This window comes from Coprococcus sp. AF99-45, from assembly GCF_027663865.1.
GTDB classification, from domain to species: domain Bacteria; phylum Bacillota; class Clostridia; order Lachnospirales; family Lachnospiraceae; genus Allocoprococcus; species Allocoprococcus comes.
Map to the genome: position 1 here is coordinate 145,436 of NZ_JAQDGZ010000003.1, position 26,055 is coordinate 171,490.

Here is a 26,055-nt window from a genome sequence, read left to right on the forward strand (position 1 = left end):
GATGTCTTCGCTCCCTGTTTGTTTACGCAAACAATGAGCCGAACCGGTACAACATGCATCATCCATGCCAATCAGCATAGTGATTGACATGGGAGTGACCAATAACCGTGTTTTGCCACATTTTAAAGTTAGTTATATAGAATCTTGCAAGAGATGTAAGGATATGATATAATACAAAAGATTGTGGGTAGAGATTGCGTCCGAGACCACTGAAAAGTATATTTTGAGGAGTGTATTTTTCAGTAGTTTCGGAGATTTTACCCGTCAGATAAACAGATAAAAAAGGAGAACATTTATGTACAAAAAGTTTGAAATGGAACTTGCAGGCCGTACACTCCGCGTAGATGTTGGAAGAGTTGCCAAACAGGCGAACGGCGCAGTACTTATGCATTATGGTGATACAGTTGTGCTTTCAACAGCAACTGCATCCGACAAACCAAGAGAAGGAATTGACTTCTTCCCGCTCAGCGTTGAATACAATGAGAAGCTTTATGCAGTAGGAAAGATCCCGGGAGGATTTAACAAGAGAGAAGGAAAGGCATCAGAAAATGCTGTTCTTACCTGCCGTGTGATCGACCGTCCGATGAGACCGCTTTTCCCGAAGGATTACAGAAATGATGTAACTTTGGAGAACTTGGTTCTCTCTGTTGAACAGGACTGCTCACCGGAGCTTACTGCTATGCTTGGATCAGCGATTGCAACTGCTATTTCTGATATCCCGTTCGATGGTCCGACAGCTTCTACCCAGGTAGGACTTGTTGACGGAGAACTGGTATTCAATCCAACCGCAGAGCAGAAAGAAAAGTCTGACCTTGCACTGACTGTTGCATCTACAAGAGAAAAGGTAATCATGATTGAAGCCGGAGCAAATGAAGTACCGGAAGCTAAGATGCTCGAAGCCATCTTCGCGGCGCATGAAGTGAATCAGAAAGTCATCGCATTCATCGACCAGATCGTTGCAGAATGTGGAAAACCAAAACATGATTATGTAAGCTTTGCAGTACCGGAAGAACTCTTTGAAGCGATTCAGAAGATCGTAACACCGGAAGAGATGGAAGTTGCAGTATTCACAGATGACAAGCAGACAAGAGAAGAAAATATCCGTAAGATCACAGAAAAGCTGGAAGAAGCTTTTGCTGATAACGAAGAATGGCTTGCCAAACTTGGTGAAGCTGTATATCAGTACCAGAAGAAGGTTGTCCGCAAGATGATCCTCAAAGACCACAAGCGTCCGGACGGTCGTGCAATCGAAGAAATCCGTCCACTTGCCGCAGAAATTGACCTGATCCCGAGAGTACATGGTTCTGCTATGTTTACACGTGGACAGACACAGATCTGTACCATCACCACACTGGCTCCGCTTTCAGAAGCACAGAAGGTAGACGGACTGGATGAATCTGAGACATCCAAGAGATATATGCATCACTATAACTTCCCGTCATACTCTGTAGGTGAGACAAGACCTTCCAGAGGACCGGGACGTCGTGAGATCGGACATGGAGCCCTTGCTGAGAGAGCACTGGTACCGGTACTTCCGTCAGAGGAAGAATTCCCGTATGCGATCCGTACCGTATCTGAGACATTTGAATCTAACGGTTCTACTTCTCAGGCAAGTGTATGTGCATCTTCTATGTCACTTATGGCAGCAGGTGTACCAATCAAATCTGCAGTTGCAGGTATCTCATGTGGTCTGGTAACAGGTGCTACTGACGATGATTATCTGGTACTTACAGATATCCAGGGACTGGAAGATTTCTTCGGAGATATGGACTTCAAGGTAGCAGGTACACATAAAGGTATCACAGCGATCCAGATGGATATTAAGATCCACGGACTGACAAGACCGATCATCGAAGAAGCAATTGCACGTACAAGAAAAGCAAGAGTTTACATTCTGGATGAAGTTATGGCTAAGACAATCGCTGAGCCAAGAGCACAGGTTGGCAAGTATGCACCGAAGATCATTCAGATGAATATTGATCCGGCTAAGATCGGTGAAGTTGTAGGTCAGAGAGGAAAGACCATCAACGCAATCATCGAAAAGACAGGCGTTAAGATTGATATCACAGATGAAGGAAGCGTATCTATCTGTGGCGTAGATGCAGACAGCATGGAACAGGCAAGAAAGATGATCGCTACCATCGTAACAGACTTCGAGGCAGGAATGGTTCTTGAAGGTGATGTTGTAAGCATCAAAGAATTCGGCGCATTCATCGAATTTGCACCGGGCAAAGAAGGAATGGTACACATTTCCAAAATCGCTAAGCAGAGAATCGATCATGTAGAAGATGTTCTTTCTATCGGAGATCACGTCAAAGTGGTTTGCCTTGGAAAAGACAAGATGGGACGTTTGAGCTTCAGCATCAAAGATGTTGCAGAATAAAGTTTTATAAAATCAGAAGGACTTTACCAGTATCGGTAGAGTCCTTTTTATTTCATAGGAAATTCCGAAGGAACTTCCTATGAAACAAAATCAGTTCTATTTTTCTCCTGCTTTCCATATACATTCTTTAAAGAGAGATGGACAAGATGAGAAGAGAAAAGAAAGATCAAATTCTGGCGGTGCTTCCGGAGAAAATCCGAGGAATCCTGTTGAATCATGGACTGGATTTTGAGAAGATCCAGGAAATCCGGCTTCGGGAAGAGCAGCCGCTTGCAGTGAAAAAAGAGGGAAAGGAAGAACTTTTTACCCATCGGGTGACAAAAGAAGAACTGCGTGAAACGATGGAATATGTATCCAATTATTCCCTGTATGCCTATGAAAATGAACTGCGCCAGGGGTTTCTGACGATTGAAGGAGGGCATCGGGTCGGAATTTCCGGGAAAATTATTTCGGAAAAGGAACAGATCCGGAATTTTCAGTATATTACATCGATCAATATCCGAATCTGCCATGAGATTACAGGTTGTGCGAATAAGCTGTTTCCTGTGATCCTTGAAAAAGGAAGACTTTGCCATACCATGATCATTTCCCCACCAGGTGGAGGAAAGACTACACTTTTGCGGGATCTGGTGCGGCAGATTTCGGATGGGAACCGCTGGGTGGAAGGAAGAAATGTGGGTGTAGTGGATGAACGTTCAGAGATTGGAGGATGCTACCGTGGCGTGCCACAGAACCAGCTTGGGATGCGGACAGATATTCTGGACAACTGCCCGAAAGCAGAAGGAATGATGATGCTGGTGCGGTCCATGGCGCCGGAGGTGATCGCGGCAGATGAGATCGGGACAGCGAAGGATGTAGAGGCGATAGAGTACGCCATGCACTGTGGGGCAACCATGCTGACGACGGTGCATGGTTCTGGTATGGATGAGATCCGTGAAAAGCCACTGGTCAGCAATCTGGTAAAGGAAAGATGCTTTGCCAGATATGTTGTGATGAAATCCGGGAAACATGTAGGAGAAATTGAAGGGATTTATAACGAACGGGGAGAAAAACTGTGTATCTGAAAATGGTCGGATGCCTGGGAATTGTGGCGGCGACATCCGGCTATGGATACAGCAGGGGAATGGAATATCAAAGGCAGATCACGGATACCGGAGAGCTGCAAAGAGTGATAAGGCAGCTTGCGGGAGAAATGGAGTATACTTATGCACCACTCGCCCAGGTATGCGCTTCTGTTTCCCGAAGATGCAGTCAGAACTACAGGATCTGGTTGGAACATCTGGCAAAAGAATTGGAGATGCCGTCAAGAAGTCTTGCAATAATCTGGGAGAGGTGCTGCGAAAGTGATCTTGAATGTCTGCTCCTTGGCAGGGAGGAAAGGGTACGTCTGCATGAGCTTGGGATGCAGCTTGGCAGCCTGGATAAGAAGCAGGAAACGCAGATTTTCTTGCAGTATGCAGAATTTCTGGAAGAAAAAAGAGGCGGTCTTTTAAAAGAAATTCAGGAAAAACGGAGGCTTTGCAATCTGCTGGGTGTTACAGCAGGGCTTTTCCTGACAATTTTGATTCTGTAAATAGGAGCGAAACATGAGTGTAAATCTGATATTTAAAATTGCGGCAGTCGGGATTCTGGTTTCTGTCCTGGGACAGGTGCTGAAACACAGCGGAAGAGAAGAACAGGCATTTCTCACAAGCCTTGCAGGACTGCTTCTGGTTTTATTCTGGATCCTTCCTTATATTTCAGATCTGTTTGACGATATCAGACGGCTCTTTGCTCTGTAAAGGAGGGAAAAGATGAGTATCCTTAAGGCAGCCTGCATCGGGATTGCAGGAACTTTCCTGGCATTACAATTTCAAAATACCAGAAAAGAGTATGGGATCTATCTGGGGATTGCGGTCAGCATTTTCCTTTTTCTCGGAATGAGCCGGAATCTGTCGGTGATCCGGGAAACTTTGGAATTGGTTGGCAGCTTTGTAAAGATCGATGCGGTATATCTGACGGCAATGCTGAAAATCCTGGGTGTGACCTATCTGGCGGAATTTGCGGCAGCAATCTGCAAGGATGCCGGTTATCAGACGATCGCCGGGCAGATCGAGGTCTTTGCAAGGCTCAGTATACTTGCAATAGGAATGCCGATATTAAAAGCACTGCTTCTTGCAATCCGCGAACTTGGACAGTAAAAGGGAAGAAAAATGAAACATTATTTTCAGAAATATGGCATAGCATGCATGATCGGACTTGTAATCTTCGTACTGATACTGCCGGTACAGGTATTTGCGGCAGGGGAAGATTCCTCTTCGGAAAACAGCCGGACAGAAGATAATATGACAGAAACGGATCTGGAAAAAACACAGGAGGAAACAGAGCAGAAAATCTGGGAGCTGACAGAGATAAAGGATCTGGATACGGCAATCCGGAAACTGTTCCCGGAAGAAAAACTGCATTTTCAGGATCTTGTTGAGTCTGTGATCCGGCAGGATGAGAACCTGTCTGCCGGACAGATCAGAAACTTTGTGACGGATCAGTTTTTCTATGTGCTGAAGGTCAATAAACCGGTGCTTGCATCTATCATTTTTCTGGTGCTGATCGCAGCGGTTTTTTCCAACTTTTCGGAAGTGTTTCAGAACTGCCAGATCTCACAGACCGCCTTTTTTCTGGTATACCTGTCTGTGATTACAGTCGGCATACGGAATTTTCAGGCAGCAGCCGTAGAGGTACAGCATGGACTCGAAAATCTGATCCTCTTTATGCGAGTACTCTGTCCTGTCTACTTTGTCTGTATGGCAGTCGCAGTGGGAAGTATTTCTGCGATCGCATTTTATAATCTGGCGCTTTTCCTGATTTTTCTTGTGGAACTTGTGATTTTGAAATGGATCGTTCCGTTGATCCAGATCGCACTTCTGATGGAAATCTTGAACAATCTGACGGAGGAGGAATTTCTTTCTAAGGCAGCGGAACTTTTGCGACTTGTAATCGGATGGAGCCTGAAAAGTCTGCTTGCCCTGGTGACGGGGATCGGGTTTATCGAGCGGATAATCAGTCCGGCGGCAGATCAGGTGAAAAGGAGTGTCTGGACAAAGGGCGTGAGAATGATTCCGGGAATCGGTGATGTAGTCAGCGGGACAAGCGAAGTCGTGCTTGGAAGTGCGGTCCTTTTAAAAAATGGAGTTGGAATTGCAGGGGCACTGCTTGTAACGGGAGTTGTGATGATCCCGGTCATCAATATGGGAATTCTGACGCTTCTTTACAAAGGAACGGCGGCACTTATCCAGCCGGTGTCTGATAAACGGATCGTGGAGGCCATCAGTTTTACCGGGGAAGGTTATCATATGCTGCTAAAGACGGTGCTTGCGACGGCGGTCCTGTTTCTGGTGACACTTGCAGTTGCGGCATCGGCAGCTTCGTAGGAGGGATAAAATGATACAGCTGGTTTACAGGTGGATGCAGAATCTCGCCGTTTATATGATTCTTGTAACCGCATTTTTGCAGGCACTTCCAGAGAATAGCTACCGAAAATATGTCCGTTTTTTCTGCGGACTTCTTCTGACAGTTCTGCTTGCCCAGCCGGTTCTGGATCTTATGGGGGAAGCCGGACAGGTAACGGAGCTGTATCGGACGGCGGAGTATGAGCAGATGATAAAAGAGATGGAGTATGCGGCGGATTTGCTCGAAAAGGGCGGTGAATGAAGATGTTTGAAATCCGTAAAATAAAAAAAGACAAGTGGTTGATCATATTGCTTGTCGGACTGCTTCTGGTTGTGATCGCGATGCCTGTTTCCGATATAAAATCAGACCAGACACAGGATGAACAGCAGGTGCAGAAGGCGGAAAATGCATCGGAGGATACTTATACAGATGCACTGGAAACACGGCTGGAAAATGCACTTGCAAAAGTAGAAGGAGTTGGAAATGTAAAGGTGATGATCACTCTGGCTTCTTCCTCGGAAAAGGTAGTGGAAAAGGATCAGGAGATGACAAGTGAGGTGCAGGAAGGGGAGAGCGGAGGAAAAAATACAAGTTCTTCAGAGACGGCAGTTTATGCAAACGGAAATGGAGAAGAAACGCCATATGTGAAACAGGAATTAAGTCCCCGGATAGAAGGTGTTCTCGTAATTGCAGATGGCGGAGATAATGCCATCGTGATTGAAAATATCACAGAGGCTGTGCAGGCATTATTCGGAGTAGACACGCATAAGATAAAAGTAATGAAGCATAACTAAAAAAGAATCTTATAGGAGGAAGGCTAGTGAAAAAAGTATTTAAGAAAAATCAGATTGTGATTGCGGTTCTTGCGGTGATGATCGCTGCGGCAGGATATCTGAACTATTCCGGAAAAATTTTTGGCTCGAAAAACAAAACAGCAGAGACGGGAAGCGAGATGGCAAATAAGGAACTTCTGGATATTTCGGATCAGGACACAGGAGGTGACAGCTCCCTCCAGACAGCGGATAACGATCAGGTGGACGGAAATCCGGGAGAGGCGGTGCTGACAAATGGATCGGTCAGTGCGCTTGTAGCACAGGCAAAAGTGAACCGGGAGCAGGTGCGGGCAAAAAACAAAGAAACCCTGCAGGCGATCATTGATAATGCAGATATCGCAGAAGACCAGAAAGCAGATGCAGTTGCGCAGATGGTGGAGATGACACAGCGCGCCGAACAGGAGGTCGCAATTGAGACTCTGCTTGCCAGCAAAGGCTTTCAGGATGCGGTGGTAAGTCTTACCGAAGAATCCGCAGATGTGGTCGTTGATGTGGCGGATCTGTCGGATGCAAAACGGGCACAGATCGAGGATATTGTCACACGCAAAGCAGAGGTAAATGCTGCAAATGTGGTGATCACACCGATCCATGAAAGTACAAATACGAGTGAATCAGGGGATTGATATTATAGCAAAAATACCATATAATAAGAGTTTGAGTGACATTGAGAAAATAGTAGGAGTAGAATAACATGGCAGATTTTACGAATGAGATAAAGAAAAGAAGAACATTTGCGATCATTTCCCATCCGGATGCAGGTAAGACTACCCTGACAGAGAAGTTTCTGTTATATGGTGGGGCAATCAATCAGGCAGGTTCTGTAAAAGGAAAGGCAACAGCGAAACATGCGGTTTCAGACTGGATGGAGATTGAAAAAGAAAGAGGTATTTCGGTAACATCTTCTGTCCTGCAGTTCCAGTATGACGGTTATTGCATCAATATTCTGGATACACCGGGACATCAGGATTTCTCGGAAGATACTTATCGTACTCTTATGGCGGCCGATTCGGCGGTTATGGTGATCGATGGATCAAAAGGTGTGGAGGCACAGACAAGAAAGCTGTTCAAAGTCTGCGTCATGCGTCATATTCCGATTTTTACATTTATCAATAAAATGGATCGTGAAGCGATGGATACCTTTGAATTACTGGATGATATTGAAAAGGAACTGGGGATCGCTACCTGTCCGATCAACTGGCCGATCGGTTCCGGAAAAGAATTCCGCGGCGTATTTGACCGGAACAGCAGAGAACTGGAGATTTTCTCAGATACCAAGAAAGGAACCTCGATCGGGGAAGTTGAGAAGGTTTCCATCGACAGTGAGGAAGCAAAGAGCATCGTAAGTGAAGCACAGTTCGCACAGCTGGAAGAAGAGATTGAGCTTCTGGACGGAGCGAGTGCGGAATTTGACCAGGAGATGGTCAGCAAAGGAGAACTCTCTCCGGTATTTTTCGGATCAGCTCTGACCAACTTCGGTGTGGAGACCTTTCTTCAGCATTTCCTTAAAATGACGACTTCGCCGCTTCCGAGAATGTCCGACAAAGGATTGATCGATCCGATGAAAGAAGAAGATTTCTCCGCATTTGTGTTTAAGATTCAGGCAAATATGAATAAGGCACACCGGGACAGAATCGCATTTATGCGTATCTGTTCCGGTGAGTTCAAGGCAGGCATGGATGTCTTCCATATCCAGGGAGGCAGGAAAGTCCGTCTGTCACAGCCACAGCAGATGATGGCGAGTGAACGCCACATGATCGATACTGCTTATGGTGGAGACATCATCGGTGTATTTGATCCTGGTATCTTCTCCATTGGAGATACACTGACCAATTCAGCGGAAAAATTTGCATACGAAGGAATTCCGACTTTCGCACCGGAACATTTTGCCAGAGTACGCCAGGTGGATACGATGAAGAGAAAGCAGTTCATCAAGGGAATCAACGAGATCGCGCAGGAAGGCGCGATCCAGATTTTCCAGGAATTCAACACCGGTATGGAAGAGATCATCGTCGGTGTAGTCGGTGTCCTGCAATTTGATGTATTAAAATACCGTCTGGAAAATGAATATAACGTGGAGATCCGTCTGGAACCACTTCCATACGAACATATCCGCTGGATCGAGAATGAAGAAATCAATATGGACAAGCTGGTCGGCACATCCGATATGAAGAAGATCAAGGACCTGAAAGACAGACCGCTTCTTCTGTTTGTCAACAGCTGGAGCATCCGTATGGTGCTGGAACGAAACGAAGGACTGAAACTTTCCGAATTCGGACGTTCCTAAAAAACTTTCCAATAAGGATCTTTTATGTTACAATGAACGCATAGCGACGAGCGCAGGACTGGGTGGAAAATGATCGGCTGCTTGCAGACGGATCATTTTCAAGCCAGGACTATGTGAGTGCAACGAACATCGAGGAACCGAAAGGTTCCGAGATGAGCGCGAGGAGCGTAAAAAAAGCGCAGTGCTGGGTGGGAAATGATCGGCTGCATGCAGACGAATCATTTTCAAGCCAGACCTATGTGAGTGCAACGAACATCGAGGAACCGAAAGGTTCCGAGATGAGCGCGAGGAGCGGAAGAACCGCAGACAGGAGGACTTATAATGAGTAAAGAAGAGAGAAATACCTATAAGATAGAATCAGATGAGAACCTCGGAGAAGTACAGATTGCTGATGAAGTAGTTGCAATTATCGCAGGACTTGCAGCAATGGAGGTAGAGGGGGTATCTTCCATGGCAGGAAATGCAACCAGAGAACTGATCGCAAAGCTTGGAATGAAGAGCCTTTCCAAAGGAGTAAAGGTAGACGTGCTGGAAGGTATCGTTACCGTATCCCTTGCCCTGAACCTCAAATATGGTAGCAGTATCAAAGATACTACTTTAAAGGTACAGGAAAAAGTAAAGGCAGCAATCGAGAATATGACAGGTCTTACCGTTGCAGACGTAAACATCCGTGTTGCAGGTGTGGACATGCCGGAAGAAGAATAATTGGAGAGAGAACATGCGAAGAAGTAAAGTCAGAGAACATATATTTAAAATGCTCTTCAGCATCGGATTTGATGCGGCTGATGCAGACGAACAGATCGAACTGTATCTGGAACAGGTAGAAGAAGCAAGTGAGGAAGAACGCGGATATATGCGCAAAAAGGTCAAAGATATCGCAGCACACGAAGAAGAAATCGATGCGATGATCAATGAACATACAACCGGTTGGAAAACCGGACGTATGAATAAAGTGGATCTTTCTGTTCTTCGTCTTGCCGTATATGAGATGAAGTGGGATGACGAAGTGCCGGTCAAAGTAGCGATCAATGAAGCAGTTGAGCTGGCAAAGAATTTTTCAGGAGATGAGGGACCGGCATTTGTCAACGGTGTACTCGGAAAGCTTGCATAAGAATCAGAAATCATGCGAAATGTATATACTGTAAAACAGGTCAATGCGTACATTAAGAATATGTTTACGCAAGACTTTATGTTGAATCGAATTTATATCAAAGGGGAAGTGTCAAACTGTAAGTACCATACTTCAGGACATCTGTACTTTTCACTGAAAGATGAGTCCGGAACGATTGCCTGTGTTATGTTTGCCGGGCAGCGCAGCGGGCTTTCTTTTCGTATGCAGGAAGGGCAGCAGGTAATCGTGCTTGGAAGCGTCAGCGTCTATGAAAGAGATGGCAGATATCAGGTTTATGCAAAGGAGATCGTACTGGATGGTGCGGGACTTCTTTATGAAAAATTTATAAAGCTCAAAAAAGAGCTGGAAGAAATGGGAATGTTTGCGCCGGAATATAAAAAGCCGATTCCGAAATATGTGCGGACAGTTGGTGTTGTAACGGCACCAACCGGAGCGGCAGTGCGCGATATTATCAACATTACCAGGCGGAGAAATCCATATGTGCAGATTCTTCTGTATCCGGCACTGGTACAGGGGGATGGCGCATCTGAAAGTGTGGTACGGGGAATCCGTGCACTGGAGGAAGCTAAGGTTGATGTGATGATCGTTGGCAGAGGCGGGGGGTCTATTGAAGATCTGTGGGCATTTAACGAGGAAAATGTAGCGCGCGCAGTTTTTGAATGCAGTGTACCGGTTATTTCGGCAGTAGGACATGAGACGGACACGACGATCATAGATTATGTAGCGGATCTTCGTGCACCGACGCCTTCTGCTGCGGCAGAGCTTGCAATCTGTAATTACCGGGAACTTCTGGAAATGATCCGGACAGAACGGGAAAGGATGCACCGAAGTATGAGGAGAAAGCTGGAGGTTGCATCACTTCATACAGCGCGGTATGCAGAAAAATTTCGTTACTTAAGTCCGTCAGGGAAACTTAAGTCCATGCGCCAGCAGCTTGCAGACTATGAGGAGCAGATCCCAAAAGCCATGCATCAGCGGTTGGAACAGGAACAGGAGAGGACTCGGAAAGTGCAGGAGATGCTGCCGCTTCTGATGGAGCGGAATCTGCGGGAAAGCCGTCAGCAGCTTGCAATCCGGATCGAACGGATGAAGGGACTTTCTCCGCTTGCCAAGCTGAACCAGGGCTTTTCCTATGTACAGGGATCGGAAGGGACCGTAAAGAAAGTAGCGGATGTAAAAAAAGGAGACTGGCTTCGGATTCATGTGACAGACGGGCAGATCGAGGCACAGGTAACAGATACCAAGAAGGAGTAGGAAAATGGCAGATAAGAAAAACGAGATTGCAGAAGAAATGCCGGAAGAATCTCTGGAAGAGCTTTTTGCAAAGCTGGATCAGGTGGCAAAAGAGCTGGAATCGGGAGATACTTCGCTGGAAGAGTCCTTCGGACTGTATCAGAAGGGCATGGAAATGCTGAAGCTTTGTAATGAGAAGATTGATACAGTAGAGAAAAAAGTGCAGGTGCTGGAAGAGAATGGAGAAATACATGACTTTTAAAGAAGAAATGAAAGAAAGAACAGAAGTGATTGAAAAGCTTCTTGTAAAATATCTGCCGAAAGCAGAAGGTTACCAGAGCCAGATCATGGAGGCGATGGAGTACAGTGTGATGGCAGGCGGAAAGAGACTCCGCCCAATGCTGATGCAGGAGACATACCGCCTTTTCGGAGGAGAAGGAAAAGAAATCGAGCCGTTTATGGCAGCAATGGAGATGATCCATACTTATTCCCTGGTGCACGATGATCTGCCGGCAATGGACAATGACGAGTACCGTAGAGGAAGAAAGACAACGCATATTGTATACGGGGAAGCAATGGGAATTCTTGCCGGGGATGCACTTCTGAACTATGCGTTTGAGACGGCGGTAAAGGCATTTGAAATCGCACCTGAAAAGAGTCTCCTGATTGGAAAAGCTTTAAAAATCCTTGCAGAAAAAGCCGGTATTTACGGGATGATAGGTGGTCAGGTCGTGGATGTGGCTTCCTGCGGTGTGGGACTTGATGAAGGCATGCTGAACTTTATCTATGAACTGAAAACCGGAGCGCTGATCGAAAGTTCGATGATGATCGGGGCACTTCTTGCAGGTGCAGAGGATGCAGAGCTTGAGAAAGTGCAGAAGATCGCATCGGATGTGGGGATTGCTTTCCAGATCCAGGATGACATCCTGGATGTGACAAGTACTACAGAAGAGCTTGGCAAACCGGTCCACAGCGATGAAAAGAATGAAAAAACAACCTATGTTACATTAAAAGGTCTGGAAAAAGCAACCAGAGATGTGGAAGTTATTTCACAGGAAGCACTGGAGCTGCTTTCCGGACTGGACAGAGAAAATGCGTATCTGACACAGCTGATACGGGAACTGATACACAGGAAAAAATAAGCGGGGTGGATGAAGTGTATCTGGAGCAGATTCACGAAGCGAATGATATTAAAAAATTAAATGAACGGGAACTGGCAGGGCTTGCAGAAGAAATCCGTACTTTTCTTGTTGAGAAGATCAGCAAGACAGGAGGGCATCTTGCGTCCAATCTGGGTGTGGTAGAGCTTACCATGGCAATGCATCTCAGTTTTCAGCTTCCGGAGGATAAGATGATCTGGGATGTAGGGCATCAGTCTTATACGCATAAGATTCTGACCGGAAGGAAAGAAGGATTTGATGGTTTGAGAAAATACGGCGGTATGAGTGGTTTCCCGAAGAGGAAAGAAAGTGACTGTGATGCCTTTGATACCGGTCATAGCTCCACTTCGATTTCGGCCGGACTTGGATATGCCAGAGGGAGGGATATCCTGGGACAGGATTATTCCGTGATCTCTGTTATCGGTGATGGATCACTGACCGGAGGAATGGCTTATGAAGCACTGAATAATGCTGCGGAGATGAAGACGAATTTCATCATCGTACTCAACGATAACCATATGTCTATTTCCAAAAATGTCGGTGGAATGTCCAGTTATCTCGGGGAGCTGCGCACTGCCCAGGCCTATACCGACCTGAAGGATACCGTGGAAAATGTACTTGGCAGTATTCCGTTTGGCGGTGAAAAGATGGTGCGGCATATTAAGCGCACCAAGAGCAGCATCAAGCAGCTTTTGGTTCCGGGAATGTTCTTTGAAGATATGGGAATCAAGTATTTAGGACCGGTGGACGGGCATGACCTGAAGGCGCTGCGCCGTGCGTTTACCGAGGCAAAAAGGGTAAAAGGACCGGTGCTTGTCCATGTACTGACGAAAAAGGGGAAAGGGTATCTCCCGGCAGAAGAAAACCCTTCCCGTTTCCATGGAACAGGTCCGTTTGATATCCAGACAGGAGAGCCGATTTCCAAAAGTGGAAAGGATTCCTGCACAGATGTGTTTTCCAAGGTTATGCTGGATCTGGCAAAAAAAGATGACAGACTGGTAGCAATCACGGCGGCAATGGAAGACGGTACCGGCCTGGCAGCATTTCACAGATACTATCCGGACCGCTTTTTTGATGTGGGGATCGCAGAGGGACATGGCGTGACCTTTGCGGCAGGACTTGCTGCGGCAGGACTGCATCCGGTATTTGCTGTATATTCTTCGTTTTTACAGAGAGGATTTGACCAGATGATCCATGATGTCTGTCTGCAGAAGCTTCCGGTCGTATTTGCTGTGGACAGGGCAGGACTTGTGGGAAGCGACGGGGAGACCCATCAGGGGATCTTTGATCTTTCTTATCTGTCAATGATTCCGAATATGACCGTCCTTTCTCCGAAAAATAAATGGGAACTGGCGGACATGGTGCGGTTTGCGGTGAGACTTGGAGCACCGGCAGCAGTGCGCTATCCAAGAGGCAGCGCATTTGACGGATTCCGTGAATACAGAGCACCGATCGAGTATGGAAAGAGTGAGCCGGTCTATGAAGAAGAGGATATTGCGATCATCAGTGTCGGACATATGTTTGAGCAGGCAGTTCAGGTTCGGAAGCGTTTGAAAGAGATTGGATATAACTGTACCTTGATCAATGCCCGGTTTGTAAAACCGGTGGATGAGGAGATGCTCCGGAAACTGACGGTGGAACACCGGCTGATCGTGACACTGGAAGAGAATATTCGCAGAGGCGGATTCGGAGAATTTGTGACTGCTTATCTGGCAGGTCTTGAGACAGACGCAGAGGTTCTGAATCTGGCACTGCCGGATGACTATATCGAACACGGAAGTGTAGACCTACTTCGCAGTGAGGTGATGCTGGATATTGAATCCTGCGTGGCCAGGATTATCACTGCATATATAGCAGAAGAGAGCAGGAGGGATTGATAGAGAATGAAAGAACGGTTGGATGTATTACTTGTAAAGAGAAATCTGGCATCCTCCAGAGAAAAGGCAAAAGCGATCATCATGTCCGGCAATGTATTCGTGGACGGGCAGAGAGAGGATAAAGCGGGAACTTCCTTTTCGGAAGAGGTTAAGATCGAAGTCCGTGGACATGCACTTCCGTATGTCAGCCGCGGAGGACTTAAGCTGGAAAAGGCGATGAAGAATTTTGATGTATCCATGGAAGGAAAGGTATGTACCGATGTGGGATCTTCGACAGGAGGATTTACAGACTGCATGCTGCAAAATGGAGCAGTCAAGGTGTTTGCCATCGATGTGGGACATGGTCAGCTGGACTGGAAATTACGTCAGGATGAAAGAGTGGTCTGCATGGAAAAGACCAACATCCGTTATGTACAGCCGGAAGATCTGGGAGAACCGATTGATTTTTCATCAATTGATGTTTCTTTTATTTCGCTGACGAAGGTACTTCTCCCAATCCGCAATTACCTGAAAGAGAACGGAGAGATCGTTGCGTTGATCAAGCCACAGTTTGAAGCCGGACGTGAGAAGGTTGGGAAAAAAGGTGTGGTAAGGGAAAAGAGTACCCATATCGAGGTCATCGAAAAAGTAACCGATTATGCAGTATCGATCGGCTTTGAAGTAGCAGCACTTGAATTTTCACCGATCAAAGGACCGGAAGGGAATATCGAGTATCTGGTACATCTGAAAAAAAGGCCGGAGGAAGAGGCAAGGATTGTGGAGAGCGTAGACATTCGGGGGACTGTCGATGCTGCTTTTGACACACTTGCAAAAAAGGATCCGGCTGAGGAGAAGAAATAAAAAGACATGGAAAAGTTTTACATTATCACGAATGATATGAAGGATGCAAATCGGAAGATCACCGTGAAAATCAAAAAATGCATTGAATCCTACGGGAAGAAATGTTATCTGGAAGAGCAGCCGGAAGAAGGAAATTTTTCAAAGATCAAGATTCCAAAGGATATTGATTGTGTGTTGACGGTAGGCGGAGACGGAACCTTTATCCAGGCATCCAGACGTCTGTTCGGGCGGGAGCTTCCGATGCTTGGAATCAATATGGGCACCCTTGGCTATCTGACCGAGGTAGAGGTGCAGAATGTAGAAGAGGCTGTAAAACAGCTCGTAGAGGGCAATTATACGATTGAAGAGAGGATGATGCTGTATGGATCCGCTGCATACCGCAATGTAAGGGATGTGGCACTCAATGATATTGTCATGACGAGATCCGGCAGCATGAAGATTGTTCATTTTAATCTCTATGTTAACGGAGAGTTTCTGAACTCCTATGATGCGGACGGATTGATCGTGTCCACACCAACGGGTTCTACTGCGTACAATCTGTCTGCAGGAGGACCGATCGTGGAGCCGACAGCGTCATTGATCGTTGTGACACCGATCTGCTCGCATGCACTCAATTCCCGCAGTATTGTTTTCGCGGACAAAGATGAGATCGTGATCGAGATTGGTGCAAAACGGGAAAATCAGATCGAGGAAGCAGTGATTGCATATGATGGTGCGGATGAAGTCCCGCTTCATACCGGTGACCGGATCCGGATCAAAAAGGCGTGGGAGACAGCGAAAATCGTAAAACTCAGCAAAGTGAGCTTTCTGGAAACATTACGTGAAAAGATGAAAGGAAACTAGAAGATGAAAGTAAACCGACATGCCAAAATTGTAGAATTGATCAACAAATATCAGATTGAGACACAGGATGAGCTTGCCGAGTATCTGAATGAAGCGGGATTTAAAGTGACGCAGGCAACGGTATCCAGAGACATCCGCGACTTAAAGCTCACCAAGGTTCCGGCAGAAAACGGCAGGCAGAAATATGCGGTACTCCAGAGTGCACAGAACGGAATGACTGAAAAATATGTGCGCATTTTGCGGGATGGATTCAGCTCTATGGATATGGCTCAGAACATTCTGGTACTGAAAACGGTATCCGGTATGGCGATGGCGGTGGCTGCGGCACTGGATGCGATGAACTGGAATGAGATTGTTGGCTGTATTGCCGGGGATGATACGATCATGTGCGCTGTGCGGACCGTGGATGATACGATTCTACTGATGGAAAAGATCAAGAAACTACTGGAACAATAGACAGGAGAAAGAATGTTACAAAATTTGCATGTAAAAAATCTGGCGCTAATCGATGAGGCGGAAGTGGATTTCTCTGGTGGACTCAATATCCTGACCGGGGAAACCGGTGCCGGAAAATCAATTATCCTGGGGAGTGTCAGTCTTGCCCTGGGCGGAAGATATTCAGCAGATATGCTTCGTAAGGGAGCCGATAAGGGACTTGTAGAACTGACCTTTTATGTGGAAAATCCGGAAACGGTACGGAAGCTGGAAGAGATGGATCTTTCGCCGGACGGAGGGCAGATCATTATCACCAGACGGTTTAACGGAAACCGAAGTGTGAGCCGGATCAATGGAGAGACTGTGACACTGGGGCGGCTAAAGGAAGCAGCCCAGGTTCTGATCGATATTCACGGACAGCATGAGCATCAGTCACTGTTATATAAAAAAAATCATCTGGCAATTCTGGATGCATTTGCAAAAGAAGCCGGAGAATGGAAGAAAAAAGTGGCGGATTCATACAGGGAATACCGCCGGCTGGAAAAAGAACTTAAGGAAGCCGATAAAGACGAGGCTGAGAGAGCCAAAGAGATTTCTTTTCTTGAATTTGAGATTGATGAGATTGAAAATGCAGGAATCACTGCGGCAGAATGCCAGTCGGTAGAAGAAGATTACCGGCGGATGATGCAGGGGAAAAGAATCGCAGAGAATCTGGAAGAGGCGTATCTGTATACAGCAGGAGAAGGCGGTATAAGTGCGGCAGAAGCGATCGGACGGGCAGTACGTGCGGCAGCTGTGGCGGCAGAACATGATGACAAATCGAGAGAACTGTATGAACAGCTGGTCGAAGTGGAGAATCTGATCGGGGATTCCGGGCGCGAGCTTCGCTGTTATCTGGACAGTCTTTCCTTTGAACCGGAACAGTTCTATGAGACGGAGAGCCGGCTGAATCAGATCAATCATCTGAAGGTCAAATACGGAGATTCGGCAGAGGCAATCCTGCAGCATAAGGCGGATGACGAGGAGCGCCTCCTGATTTTAAAAAATTATGATGAATATTTAAATGAATTAAAGGGAAAACTGAAAAAATCAGAGGAACGTCTGCAAAAAGAATGCGAGGGTCTGTCGAAGATCCGTAAAAAAGAGGCAAAGCTTTTGCAGGCAAAGATCGCAGAAGGACTTCAGGATCTGAATTTCCTGGATGTCTGCTTTGAAATTCGGTTTTCAAAAACCTCCGGGTACACAGTAGAAGGAACGGATGAGGTGGAATTTATGATCTCCATGAATCCGGGTGAACCGACAAGACCGCTTGCAACTGTGGCATCCGGCGGTGAACTTTCCCGCATCATGCTTGCAATCAAGGCAGTCATGGCGGATAAAGATGAGATCGAGACACTGATCTTTGATGAAATCGATGTGGGGATCAGCGGTCGTACCGCACAGAAGGTTTCCGAGAAGATGTGCCTGATCGGCAGGAAACATCAGGTGATCTGCATTACGCATCTGGCACAGATTGCTGCAATGGCAGATACTCATTACCTGATTGAAAAACGGGTGGAAGATCAGATGACAAAGACCAAGATCCGGCAGCTTGACGGGGAAGAATCTGTGCAGGAGCTGGGAAGGATCCTTGGAGGCGCAAAGATTACGGATGCGGTGCTGGAAAACGCACGGGAGATGAAAATTCTGGCATCCGGTTTGAAAAAATAAGATTGAGCACATACTAGAGGCAGGAGAAAAAATCCTGCCTTATTTTTTGCGGAATTTTAGGGAGGAAAAAGGGGTGTGTAATGTCGGTTAGAAGTTATCGAAAAATGTTAAGTGTGTTATTAGCGGTAATTGTGGTTATAGGAGGCGGCTATTGCTACAGGGAATGGCGGGCTGAGAAAGCGGAGAGGGAGGCTTCGGTCAGTGAACTTTCGGGAAACCTTCTGATTCCGGGAGGGATGCCGGTTGGGATCTATATGGAGACGGATGGCGTGATGGTGCTGGGGACGCAGGAAATTAAGGGGAAAGATGGGATCGGTGTGAATCCGGCGAAGCATCTGGTGAAGGAGGGAGATTATATTGTCGGAGTTGATTCTGACAGTATTTATAATAAATCTGAGCTTATCGAACGGGTTAAAAAATTATCGAATAAGTCCGTCATCTTACACATTCGTCGAAAAAAAGTGTATATTGATGTACAACTTCATCCGACAAAAGATGAAGGCGGGGCATATAAACTTGGAATCTGGGTGCGTGATAACGCGCAGGGACTCGGCACAATCACTTTTCTGAATGCGGATAGTGAATACGGTGCGTTGGGACATGGAATACATGATGTAGATACCGGCAAACTGATCGAAATGTCAACGGGAAGATTATATGATACCAGCATTCAGAATATTAAAAAAGGTGAGAACGGAAATCCTGGAGGGATGGAAGGGATCATTGTCTACAATCATTACAATATTTTAGGTTCGATTACTACAAACACAGAGACAGGGATTTATGGGAAATTAGACAGGATTGAGAGAATATTTGACAGCAAAGAAGCTTATCCGGCTGTGGCAAAGGAAGAAATTCAGGTCGGAAAGGCGTATATCCGCTGTGCGGTAAGCGGAAAGACAGAAGATTATACAGTCAGAATCACAAAAGTTGACCTGGATGCCAGGGAGGTGAATAAGGGGATTGAAATTCAGGTTACTGACAAACGGTTACTTAAACTGACCGGTGGGATTGTGCAGGGAATGAGTGGAAGCCCCATCATGCAGAATGGAAAGATTATAGGCGCAGTAACACATGTTTTCGTACAGGATGCGACAAAAGGATACGGAATATTTATCGAAAACATGCTGGAAAATCTGAAAAAAGATTGAAATATGCGAACCTTGTCAGATTTCTGCGACACCATTTGCTTGTATTCGCAGAATACAGAAGGTTATAATAGGTTACATTCCAGTGCAAATTGTCACTTTAAGGAGGGGAAAGGCTTTATGGAAAAACTGAATGTAGCGATTGCTGACGATAACGAAAGAATGTTGAATTTACTAGGAGAAATTGTAGAAAGTGATAAAGATCTCAAACTGGTGGGAAAAGCCAGGAACGGAGAAGATATTTATCACATTATAAGAGATAAACAGCCTGACGTTGTACTTCTTGACCTGATTATGCCGAAAATGGATGGAATCAGTGTGATGGAAATGATAGGCGCAGATAAAACAGTAAAGAAACAGCCGAATTTTATTATTGTAACTGCGATTGGACAGGAGAGGATCACGGAAGATGCCTTCGAAAAAGGAGCAGCCTACTACATCCTGAAACCATTTCGCAATGAAACAATCCTTCAGCGGATCAAAAGCTCCGGACATGCGGAAAAGAGTGTAGCGCCTTACACAGATTATACCGTATATGCGGAACCTTCTGAGGAGGACCTGGAAACACAGGTGACAGAACTGCTCCATGAAATCGGAATCCCGGCACATATAAAAGGGTATCATTATCTGAGGGATTCCATTCTGATGGCGGTTGACGATATGGAAGTTTTAAATGCGATCACAAAGATCCTGTATCCGACAGTCGCGAAAAAGAACCAGACCACATCGAGCCGTGTTGAACGGGCGATCCGCCATGCGATCGAGGTTGCATGGAGCAGGGGAAAGCTGGATACCTTAGAAGCTCTTTTCGGTTACACAGTAAGTAACGGGAAAGGAAAACCGACCAATTCTGAATTTATTGCTCTGGTCGCAGACACGATCAGACTGAAATCAAAGCGCAGATAATTCTTTTCAAACGGATGAAATTGCGGTATAATTATAAATAAGCCGCGAGAGTAAGGAGGGTGTTAAATGAAAAAAGTATTATTTGTGTCATCTGAATCAGTTCCGTTTATCAAAACAGGAGGATTAGCCGATGTAGTGGGATCACTACCAAAATATTTTGATAAGAACAAATACGATGTACGTGTTATGCTTCCAAAGTATATGTGCATGAAAGACGAATGGAAAGATAAACTTTCTTATAGACTTCATTTCTATATGGATCTGAACTGGAGACAGCAGTATGTAGGGCTTCTTGAACTTCAGTACGAAGGAATCACTTTTTATTTCATAGACAATGAATATTATTTTAATGGTTCGAAGCCATATGGTGATATTGCATACGATATTGAGAAGTTTGCATTCTTTTCAAAAGCAGCCTTAAGTGCATTGCCACTTCTGGATTTCAGACCGGATATCATTCACTGTCATGACTGGCAGACCGGGCTTGTTCCGATTTATCTGGATAATTTCCGCTATAACAATGAGTTTTTCCGTGGAATCAAGACTGTGATCACCATACATAACCTCAAATTCCAGGGTATCTGGGATAAGAAGACGGTTATGGATATCACCGGACTTCCGGCATACTATTTCTCACCGGATAAGCTGGAAGCATATGACAATGCCAACTATCTGAAAGGCGGAATTGTCTACGCTGACCGTGTGACAACGGTAAGCAGCAGTTACGCGGAAGAGATCAAGACACCGTTTTACGGGGAGAAGCTGGAAGGACTGATGCAGGCAAGAGCAAACTGCCTGTCAGGAATTGTCAATGGTATTGATTATGGTGATTTTAATCCGGCAACAGATACCAACATTGCAAGAACTTACTCTGTCGAAAACTTCCGCAAGGAGAAAGTGAAAAATAAAATGGCGCTGCAGGAAGAACTCGGACTGGAGAGAGATCCGCACCGTATGATGATCGGTATCGTATCCAGACTGACTGACCAGAAGGGCTTTGACCTGATCGACTGTGTGATGGATGAACTTTGCCAGGATGCGGTTCAGATCGTCGTACTCGGTACCGGAGATGAGAGATACGAGAACATGTTCCGTCATTTCGCATGGAAGTATCCGGATAAGGTATCTGCACAGATCTATTATTCAGAGCCGATGTCTCACAAGATCTATGCATCCTGTGATGCATTCCTGATGCCGTCATTATTTGAACCATGTGGACTGAGCCAGCTGATGAGTCTGAGATATGGTACGGTGCCGATCGTAAGAGAGACAGGCGGACTCAAAGATACTGTAGAAGCTTACAACGAATACGAGAAGACCGGAACCGGATTCAGCTTCACCAATTACAATGCGCATGAGATGCTTGCAACTGTAAGATATGCAGAACAGATTTACTATGACAAGAAGCGTGACTGGAACAAGATTGTAGAGCGTGGTATGGAAAAAGACTTCTCATGGAAGAATTCAGCCAAGCTTTACGAAGAACTTTACGAAAATATGTAAAATGCATTCTGGTAATTTACCGGAAAATATGGTATCATGAAATGAAAAAATTTACAGAGGAGAAACATTCGTTATGAGGATTATAGACAAAATTAAAGCAGACGGAGTACATATTTCCTTTGAAGTGTTTCCACCGAAGACGGATGCGGGCTTTGAATCCGTGTTAAAAGCAACGGATGGGATCGCAGAACTTACCCCGTCATTTATTAGTGTTACCTATGGAGCCGGTGGTGGAACCAGTAAGAATACGGTTAAGATTGCAAGTCATATCAAGAATGACCTGAAGATTCCGGCACTTGCACATCTGACTTGTGTATCCTCAACCAAGGAAGAGGTACATAAGGTTATCGGACAGCTTCAGAAAGAAGGGATTGAGAATATCCTTGCACTCAGAGGAGATATCCCGCAGGATGGACAGTTTCCGCTTCCGGGACAGTATTCTCATGCCTGTGAACTGATCGAAGACATCAAAAAAATGGGAGACTTCTGCATCGGAGCTGCATGCTATCCGGAAGGACATGTAGAGATGGAACACAAGAAAGATGATATCCGTTATCTCAAAGAAAAGGTAGATTGTGGAGTGGATTTTATTACCACACAGATGTTTTTCAATAATGATATTTTCTATAATTTCCTGTATCGTATCCGTGAACAGGGAATCATGATACCGGTGCTTCCGGGAATCATGCCGATCACAACGAAAAAGCAGCTCGCAAGAAGCTGTGCCCTTTCAGGAACTGCTGTTCCGCAGAGATTCCGTGCGATCGTAGATTATTTTGGAGATGATCCGGCAGCGATGAAGCAGGCGGGAATTGCATATGCGACCGACCAGATCATTGACCTGATCGCAAATGGAGTCCGCAATATCCACGTATATTCGATGAATAAACCGGAAGTAGCTGCTGCAATCATGCAGAACCTTTCAGAAATCGTAAAATAAAGGAACATAAGAATGATGACAGATGCCAGAACGAAAGAAGCAATTCGTTATCTGGGATATGGAAGACATGCGGTAGATGAACAGACGCTTGCGCTGATCGATGTTTCCTTCGGGGAGCTCGATCAGACTACGCAGGCAAAATCCGTCTATCGCATTTTTGACTGTAAAGTTACAGGAGAAGACCAGGTGACGATCGGAAAAATGAATATTAAAAGCAGAAGTCTCGGAAAGAATCTCAGAGGCTGCAAAGAGGCAGTTGTATTTGGCGCAACACTCGGTACCAGTGTCGATATACTGATGAAACGTTATTCACTGACAGATATGGCGAAATCTGTCGTATTGCAGGCATGCGCAGCTGCATATCTGGAGGAGTACTGTGACGATCTGCAGCTTTCGATCGGAGAAGAGTTAAAAGCACAGAATAAATGGCTCAGACCGAGATTCAGTCCGGGATACGGTGATTTTGATATCCATCATCAGGACGATATCCTACGGATGCTGGATACGGCAAAGAAGATCGGACTTACCATGACAGACAGCTATATGCTCACACCGACAAAATCGGTGACTGCAATCATTGGGATCAGTGATACGCAGGAAAAATGCCACATCAAAGGCTGCGAAGCGTGTGAGAAGAAGGACTGCATTTACAGAAGAAATTAAGGAGCGTAGGGTATGAATATCAGAGAACGTTTGGGAAAAGAACTTTTATTTTTAGATGGAGGAATGGGAACTCTTCTGCAGGCAGAAGGACTTGCACCGGGAGAACTTCCGGAGACCTGGAACATCGAACATCCGGAAAAGGTGGAAGCGATTCACCGCAGATATTACGAAGCAGGAAGTGATGTGGTTCTTGCAAATACCTTTGGCGCTAATGTCTGCAAATTTCATGATGACAGATATACGGTTGAAGAAGTGATCCGTGCAGGGATTGCAAATGCAAAAAGAGCAGGGGAGCAGATTGGAAAAGAGACTTATGTGGCACTGGATATGGGACCGACCGGAAAGCTATTAAAACCAATGGGAGATCTGGATTTTGATGATGCTTATGAAGCATTTGCAGAAGCCGTCCGCTATGGAGAAAAGTACGGTGCAGACCTGATCCATATCGAGACCATGAGTGACACCTATGAAGTAAAGGCAGCCATTCTTGCAGCAAAAGAAAATTCTTCTCTTCCGGTATTTGTAACCATGATCTTTGATGAAAGAGGAAAGCTTCTGACAGGCGGGGATGTCCCTTCTGTTGTGGCAATGCTGGAAGGACTCCGCGTAGATGCACTGGGGCTGAACTGTGGACTTGGGCCGAAACAGATGCTTCCAATCCTGAACGATTTAAGAAGATATACCTCCCTTCCGATCATTGTGAAGCCAAATGCCGGACTTCCGAAGCAGAAGAACGGGGAAACGTATTACGATGTAGAGCCGGATGAGTTTGCCCGGATCATGCAGGAGGTTGTAAAAGGAGGAGCCTGTGTGATCGGCGGATGCTGCGGAACGACACCGGAGCATATTAAAAAGCTGGTAGAAGAATGCAAAGATCTTCCGCTGCGCAAGATCGAGAAAAAGCATGATACGATCGTATCTTCTTATGGACAGGCTGTGATCCTGGATGATATGCCGCGTATCATCGGAGAAAGAATCAACCCGACCGGAAAGAAAAAATTCAAAGAAGCACTGAAAAATGAAGATATGGACTACATTCTGAAAGAAGCGATCACGCAGCAGGATAAGGGCGCGCACATTCTGGATGTCAATGTAGGACTTCCGGATATTGACGAAGTTGCCATGATGGAAAAAGTTGTAAAAGAACTGCAGAGCGTGACCAGTCTTCCACTTCAGATTGACACGGTAGATGGAAAGGCTATGGAACGTGCAATGCGTATCTACAATGGAAAGCCGATGATCAACTCTGTAAACGGAAAGCAGGTTTCTATGGACGAAGTTTTTCCTCTGGTCCGGAAATATGGCGGTGTGGTTGTCGGACTGACCATTGATGAAGAGGGGATTCCGAAGGATGCAGAAGGTCGTGTGCGTGTTGCAGGTAAGATCATCAACGAAGCAGCCAAATACGGAATCGACAAGAAAGATATCGTGATCGATGTGCTGACCATGACCATCAGTTCGGAAAAGGACGGGGCAAAGGTTACCCTGGAAGCATTGAAGAGAGTACGGGAAGAATTCGGGGTCAGAACCGTTCTTGGAGTATCGAATATTTCTTTTGGACTTCCAAGGCGCCCGATCGTCAACAGCTATTTCTATGCGATGGCAATGCAGAACGGACTGACGGCAGGAATCATCAATCCATCCTCAGAAGATATGATGAAAGCTTATCGTTCTTATAATGCACTGATGGGCTTTGATGAAAATTGTACGAATTATATCAGTACTTATGCGGGAACCACAGAGACGGTGACAGTCCAGGCATCGCAGGCAGCTGCAGCAGCCGGAAATGCACCAAAAGCTGCAGGCGTTGAGATGACACTCAAATATGCGATCGAGAGAGGGCTGAAAGAAGAGGCGCATCATATCACCCGTGACCTGATCGGTACGAGGGAACCGCTGGATATCATCCAGGAGGAACTGATCCCGGCACTCAATGTAGTCGGTGAAGGTTTTGAAAAGGGAACCGTCTTCCTTCCGCAGCTTCTGATGAGTGCGGATGCTGCGAAGATTGCCTTTGCAGTTATCAAGGATGTGCTTGCTTCATCCGGACAGGAAGAAGAAAAGAAGGAGAAGATCATCCTTGCTACCGTAAAAGGTGATATCCATGATATCGGAAAGAATATAGTGAAAGTTCTTCTTGAAAATTATGGTTTTGATGTGATCGATCTTGGAAAGGATGTGCCGCCGGAGGCAATCGTAGAAAAAGCAGTTGAGGAGAATGTCACTTTGGTAGGCTTAAGTGCGCTGATGACCACAACTGTAGTCAGCATGGAAGAGACGATCAAACTCTTAAGAGAGAAAAAACCGGACTGCAAAGTCATGGTAGGCGGGGCTGTTCTGAACCAGGATTACGCGGATATGATCGGGGCAGATTTCTATGGAAAAGATGCCATGCAGTCCGTACACTATGCGCAGAAATTTTTTGGCATGGTGGAGTAGGAACTGCAAGGCAGATACAAAAGGTCGAAATTGTATGTGAAAATGCTAAAAAAGTTTGGAAAATTTTTTTGTATATGCTATAATATGCATAAATCAAGGAGAAAAGAAAATGATAGCATGGGAGGCATGACAAGATGGCATTTTTTTCAACACTGATCTCTACGGTATTGAAGATGCTCTTTATCGGAGTGTTTGCAGTCGGAGGGGTTTTTGCAGGCAAGAAGCTTCGTGAAAGAAAAGACGCAAAGAATTCAGAGACTAAGTAGAATGGAAAAAAGAAGGAATCGCAGAAAATGCGGT

At 45.8% G+C, this 26,055-nt stretch carries 28 protein-coding genes; all 28 read left to right on the top strand.

Features of this window, described 5'->3' with window-relative positions; all coding sequences use genetic code 11:
- The first annotated feature begins 295 nt into the window (after nt 1-295).
- The 28 genes from PGR14_RS03720 (at nt 296) to PGR14_RS03855 (ending at nt 26,021) form a co-directional block, all read left to right on the top strand.
- Nucleotides 296-2,383, top strand: coding sequence for a polyribonucleotide nucleotidyltransferase (locus tag PGR14_RS03720; RefSeq protein ID WP_008369294.1), 2,088 nt, complete (start codon nt 296-298; stop codon nt 2,381-2,383).
- Between the two features lie 146 nt (nt 2,384-2,529).
- Nucleotides 2,530-3,447 carry a stage III sporulation protein AA gene (gene spoIIIAA / locus PGR14_RS03725; protein ID WP_008369292.1) on the top strand — a complete coding sequence of 306 codons (918 nt, stop codon included), beginning with the start codon at nt 2,530-2,532 and terminating at the stop codon, nt 3,445-3,447.
- Nucleotides 3,438-3,956 (top strand): stage III sporulation protein AB, encoded by a 519-nt coding sequence (locus PGR14_RS03730; protein ID WP_022220255.1) that lies wholly within the window; start codon nt 3,438-3,440, stop codon nt 3,954-3,956. Before spoIIIAA ends, PGR14_RS03730 begins: the two co-directional genes overlap by 10 nt.
- A gap of 13 nt (nt 3,957-3,969) precedes the next feature.
- On the top strand, nt 3,970-4,164 hold the full coding sequence (gene spoIIIAC / locus PGR14_RS03735; RefSeq protein WP_008369289.1) for a stage III sporulation protein AC: 195 nt from the start codon (nt 3,970-3,972) through the stop codon (nt 4,162-4,164).
- Nucleotides 4,165-4,176: 12 nt separating this feature from the next.
- Entirely contained in the window at nt 4,177-4,563 is a 387-nt protein-coding gene (locus PGR14_RS03740) for a SpoIIIAC/SpoIIIAD family protein (protein ID WP_008369287.1), read from the top strand.
- Between the two features lie 12 nt (nt 4,564-4,575).
- Complete coding sequence (locus PGR14_RS03745) at nt 4,576-5,790, top strand: stage III sporulation protein AE (RefSeq protein ID WP_055247059.1); 1,215 nt, start codon at nt 4,576-4,578, stop codon at nt 5,788-5,790.
- Nucleotides 5,791-5,800: 10 nt separating this feature from the next.
- Nucleotides 5,801-6,070: a stage III sporulation protein AF gene (locus PGR14_RS03750; RefSeq protein WP_055247060.1), complete on the top strand. Its 270-nt coding sequence runs from the start codon at nt 5,801-5,803 to the stop codon at nt 6,068-6,070.
- Nucleotides 6,067-6,603, top strand: a complete 537-nt coding sequence (locus PGR14_RS03755) for a hypothetical protein (RefSeq protein WP_055247062.1) — start codon at nt 6,067-6,069, stop codon at nt 6,601-6,603. Before PGR14_RS03750 ends, PGR14_RS03755 begins: the two co-directional genes overlap by 4 nt.
- Before the next feature lie 26 nt (nt 6,604-6,629).
- Nucleotides 6,630-7,265: a SpoIIIAH-like family protein gene (locus PGR14_RS03760; protein ID WP_008369281.1), complete on the top strand. Its 636-nt coding sequence runs from the start codon at nt 6,630-6,632 to the stop codon at nt 7,263-7,265.
- A gap of 68 nt (nt 7,266-7,333) precedes the next feature.
- Nucleotides 7,334-8,926: a peptide chain release factor 3 gene (locus tag PGR14_RS03765; RefSeq protein WP_008369278.1), complete on the top strand. Its 1,593-nt coding sequence runs from the start codon at nt 7,334-7,336 to the stop codon at nt 8,924-8,926.
- Nucleotides 8,927-8,988: 62 nt separating this feature from the next.
- Complete coding sequence (locus PGR14_RS03770) at nt 8,989-9,255, top strand: hypothetical protein (RefSeq protein WP_270222982.1); 267 nt, start codon at nt 8,989-8,991, stop codon at nt 9,253-9,255.
- Nucleotides 9,248-9,631 (top strand): Asp23/Gls24 family envelope stress response protein, encoded by a 384-nt coding sequence (locus tag PGR14_RS03775; protein WP_008369274.1) that lies wholly within the window; start codon nt 9,248-9,250, stop codon nt 9,629-9,631. Before PGR14_RS03770 ends, PGR14_RS03775 begins: the two co-directional genes overlap by 8 nt.
- A 13-nt stretch (nt 9,632-9,644) precedes the next feature.
- Nucleotides 9,645-10,037, top strand: coding sequence for a transcription antitermination factor NusB (nusB, locus tag PGR14_RS03780; RefSeq protein ID WP_008369272.1), 393 nt, complete (start codon nt 9,645-9,647; stop codon nt 10,035-10,037).
- Between the two features lie 12 nt (nt 10,038-10,049).
- Nucleotides 10,050-11,312: an exodeoxyribonuclease VII large subunit gene (gene xseA / locus PGR14_RS03785; RefSeq protein WP_172676581.1), complete on the top strand. Its 1,263-nt coding sequence runs from the start codon at nt 10,050-10,052 to the stop codon at nt 11,310-11,312.
- Between the two features lie 4 nt (nt 11,313-11,316).
- Nucleotides 11,317-11,553 (top strand): exodeoxyribonuclease VII small subunit, encoded by a 237-nt coding sequence (xseB, locus tag PGR14_RS03790; protein ID WP_008369268.1) that lies wholly within the window; start codon nt 11,317-11,319, stop codon nt 11,551-11,553.
- The gene (locus PGR14_RS03795; protein ID WP_055155885.1) at nt 11,543-12,433 is read left to right on the top strand and encodes a polyprenyl synthetase family protein; all 891 of its coding nucleotides are present in this window, start codon (nt 11,543-11,545) and stop codon (nt 12,431-12,433) included. The genes xseB and PGR14_RS03795 overlap by 11 nt, the downstream gene beginning before the upstream one ends.
- A gap of 14 nt (nt 12,434-12,447) precedes the next feature.
- Complete coding sequence (gene dxs / locus PGR14_RS03800) at nt 12,448-14,328, top strand: 1-deoxy-D-xylulose-5-phosphate synthase (protein WP_044998714.1); 1,881 nt, start codon at nt 12,448-12,450, stop codon at nt 14,326-14,328.
- Between the two features lie 6 nt (nt 14,329-14,334).
- Nucleotides 14,335-15,168, top strand: a complete 834-nt coding sequence (locus PGR14_RS03805; RefSeq protein WP_055247069.1) for a TlyA family RNA methyltransferase — start codon at nt 14,335-14,337, stop codon at nt 15,166-15,168.
- Nucleotides 15,169-15,174: 6 nt separating this feature from the next.
- Nucleotides 15,175-16,011, top strand: a complete 837-nt coding sequence (locus PGR14_RS03810; protein ID WP_008369260.1) for an NAD(+)/NADH kinase — start codon at nt 15,175-15,177, stop codon at nt 16,009-16,011.
- Nucleotides 16,012-16,014: 3 nt separating this feature from the next.
- Nucleotides 16,015-16,467 carry an arginine repressor gene (argR, locus tag PGR14_RS03815; protein WP_008369259.1) on the top strand — a complete coding sequence of 151 codons (453 nt, stop codon included), beginning with the start codon at nt 16,015-16,017 and terminating at the stop codon, nt 16,465-16,467.
- Nucleotides 16,468-16,479: 12 nt separating this feature from the next.
- Complete coding sequence (gene recN, locus PGR14_RS03820; RefSeq protein ID WP_055260779.1) at nt 16,480-18,156, top strand: DNA repair protein RecN; 1,677 nt, start codon at nt 16,480-16,482, stop codon at nt 18,154-18,156.
- An 80-nt stretch (nt 18,157-18,236) separates the two neighbouring features.
- The gene (gene spoIVB / locus PGR14_RS03825) at nt 18,237-19,307 is read left to right on the top strand and encodes a SpoIVB peptidase (protein ID WP_022220248.1); all 1,071 of its coding nucleotides are present in this window, start codon (nt 18,237-18,239) and stop codon (nt 19,305-19,307) included.
- 117 nt (nt 19,308-19,424) lie between these two features.
- Nucleotides 19,425-20,210, top strand: a complete 786-nt coding sequence (gene spo0A, locus PGR14_RS03830) for a sporulation transcription factor Spo0A (protein ID WP_022220247.1) — start codon at nt 19,425-19,427, stop codon at nt 20,208-20,210.
- A gap of 66 nt (nt 20,211-20,276) precedes the next feature.
- Complete coding sequence (glgA, locus tag PGR14_RS03835) at nt 20,277-21,713, top strand: glycogen synthase GlgA (protein WP_008369250.1); 1,437 nt, start codon at nt 20,277-20,279, stop codon at nt 21,711-21,713.
- A gap of 73 nt (nt 21,714-21,786) precedes the next feature.
- A complete protein-coding gene (gene metF / locus PGR14_RS03840; protein WP_008369248.1) occupies nt 21,787-22,653 on the top strand; it encodes a methylenetetrahydrofolate reductase [NAD(P)H] in 867 nt (288 codons plus the stop codon).
- A gap of 15 nt (nt 22,654-22,668) precedes the next feature.
- Nucleotides 22,669-23,316, top strand: a complete 648-nt coding sequence (locus tag PGR14_RS03845; RefSeq protein ID WP_055247079.1) for a vitamin B12 dependent-methionine synthase activation domain-containing protein — start codon at nt 22,669-22,671, stop codon at nt 23,314-23,316.
- 12 nt (nt 23,317-23,328) lie between these two features.
- Nucleotides 23,329-25,755, top strand: a complete 2,427-nt coding sequence (locus PGR14_RS03850) for a homocysteine S-methyltransferase family protein (RefSeq protein WP_055247081.1) — start codon at nt 23,329-23,331, stop codon at nt 25,753-25,755.
- Nucleotides 25,756-25,889: 134 nt separating this feature from the next.
- Nucleotides 25,890-26,021, top strand: coding sequence for a vanadium nitrogenase (locus tag PGR14_RS03855; protein WP_195249974.1), 132 nt, complete (start codon nt 25,890-25,892; stop codon nt 26,019-26,021).
- Nucleotides 26,022-26,055: the final 34 nt, after the last annotated feature.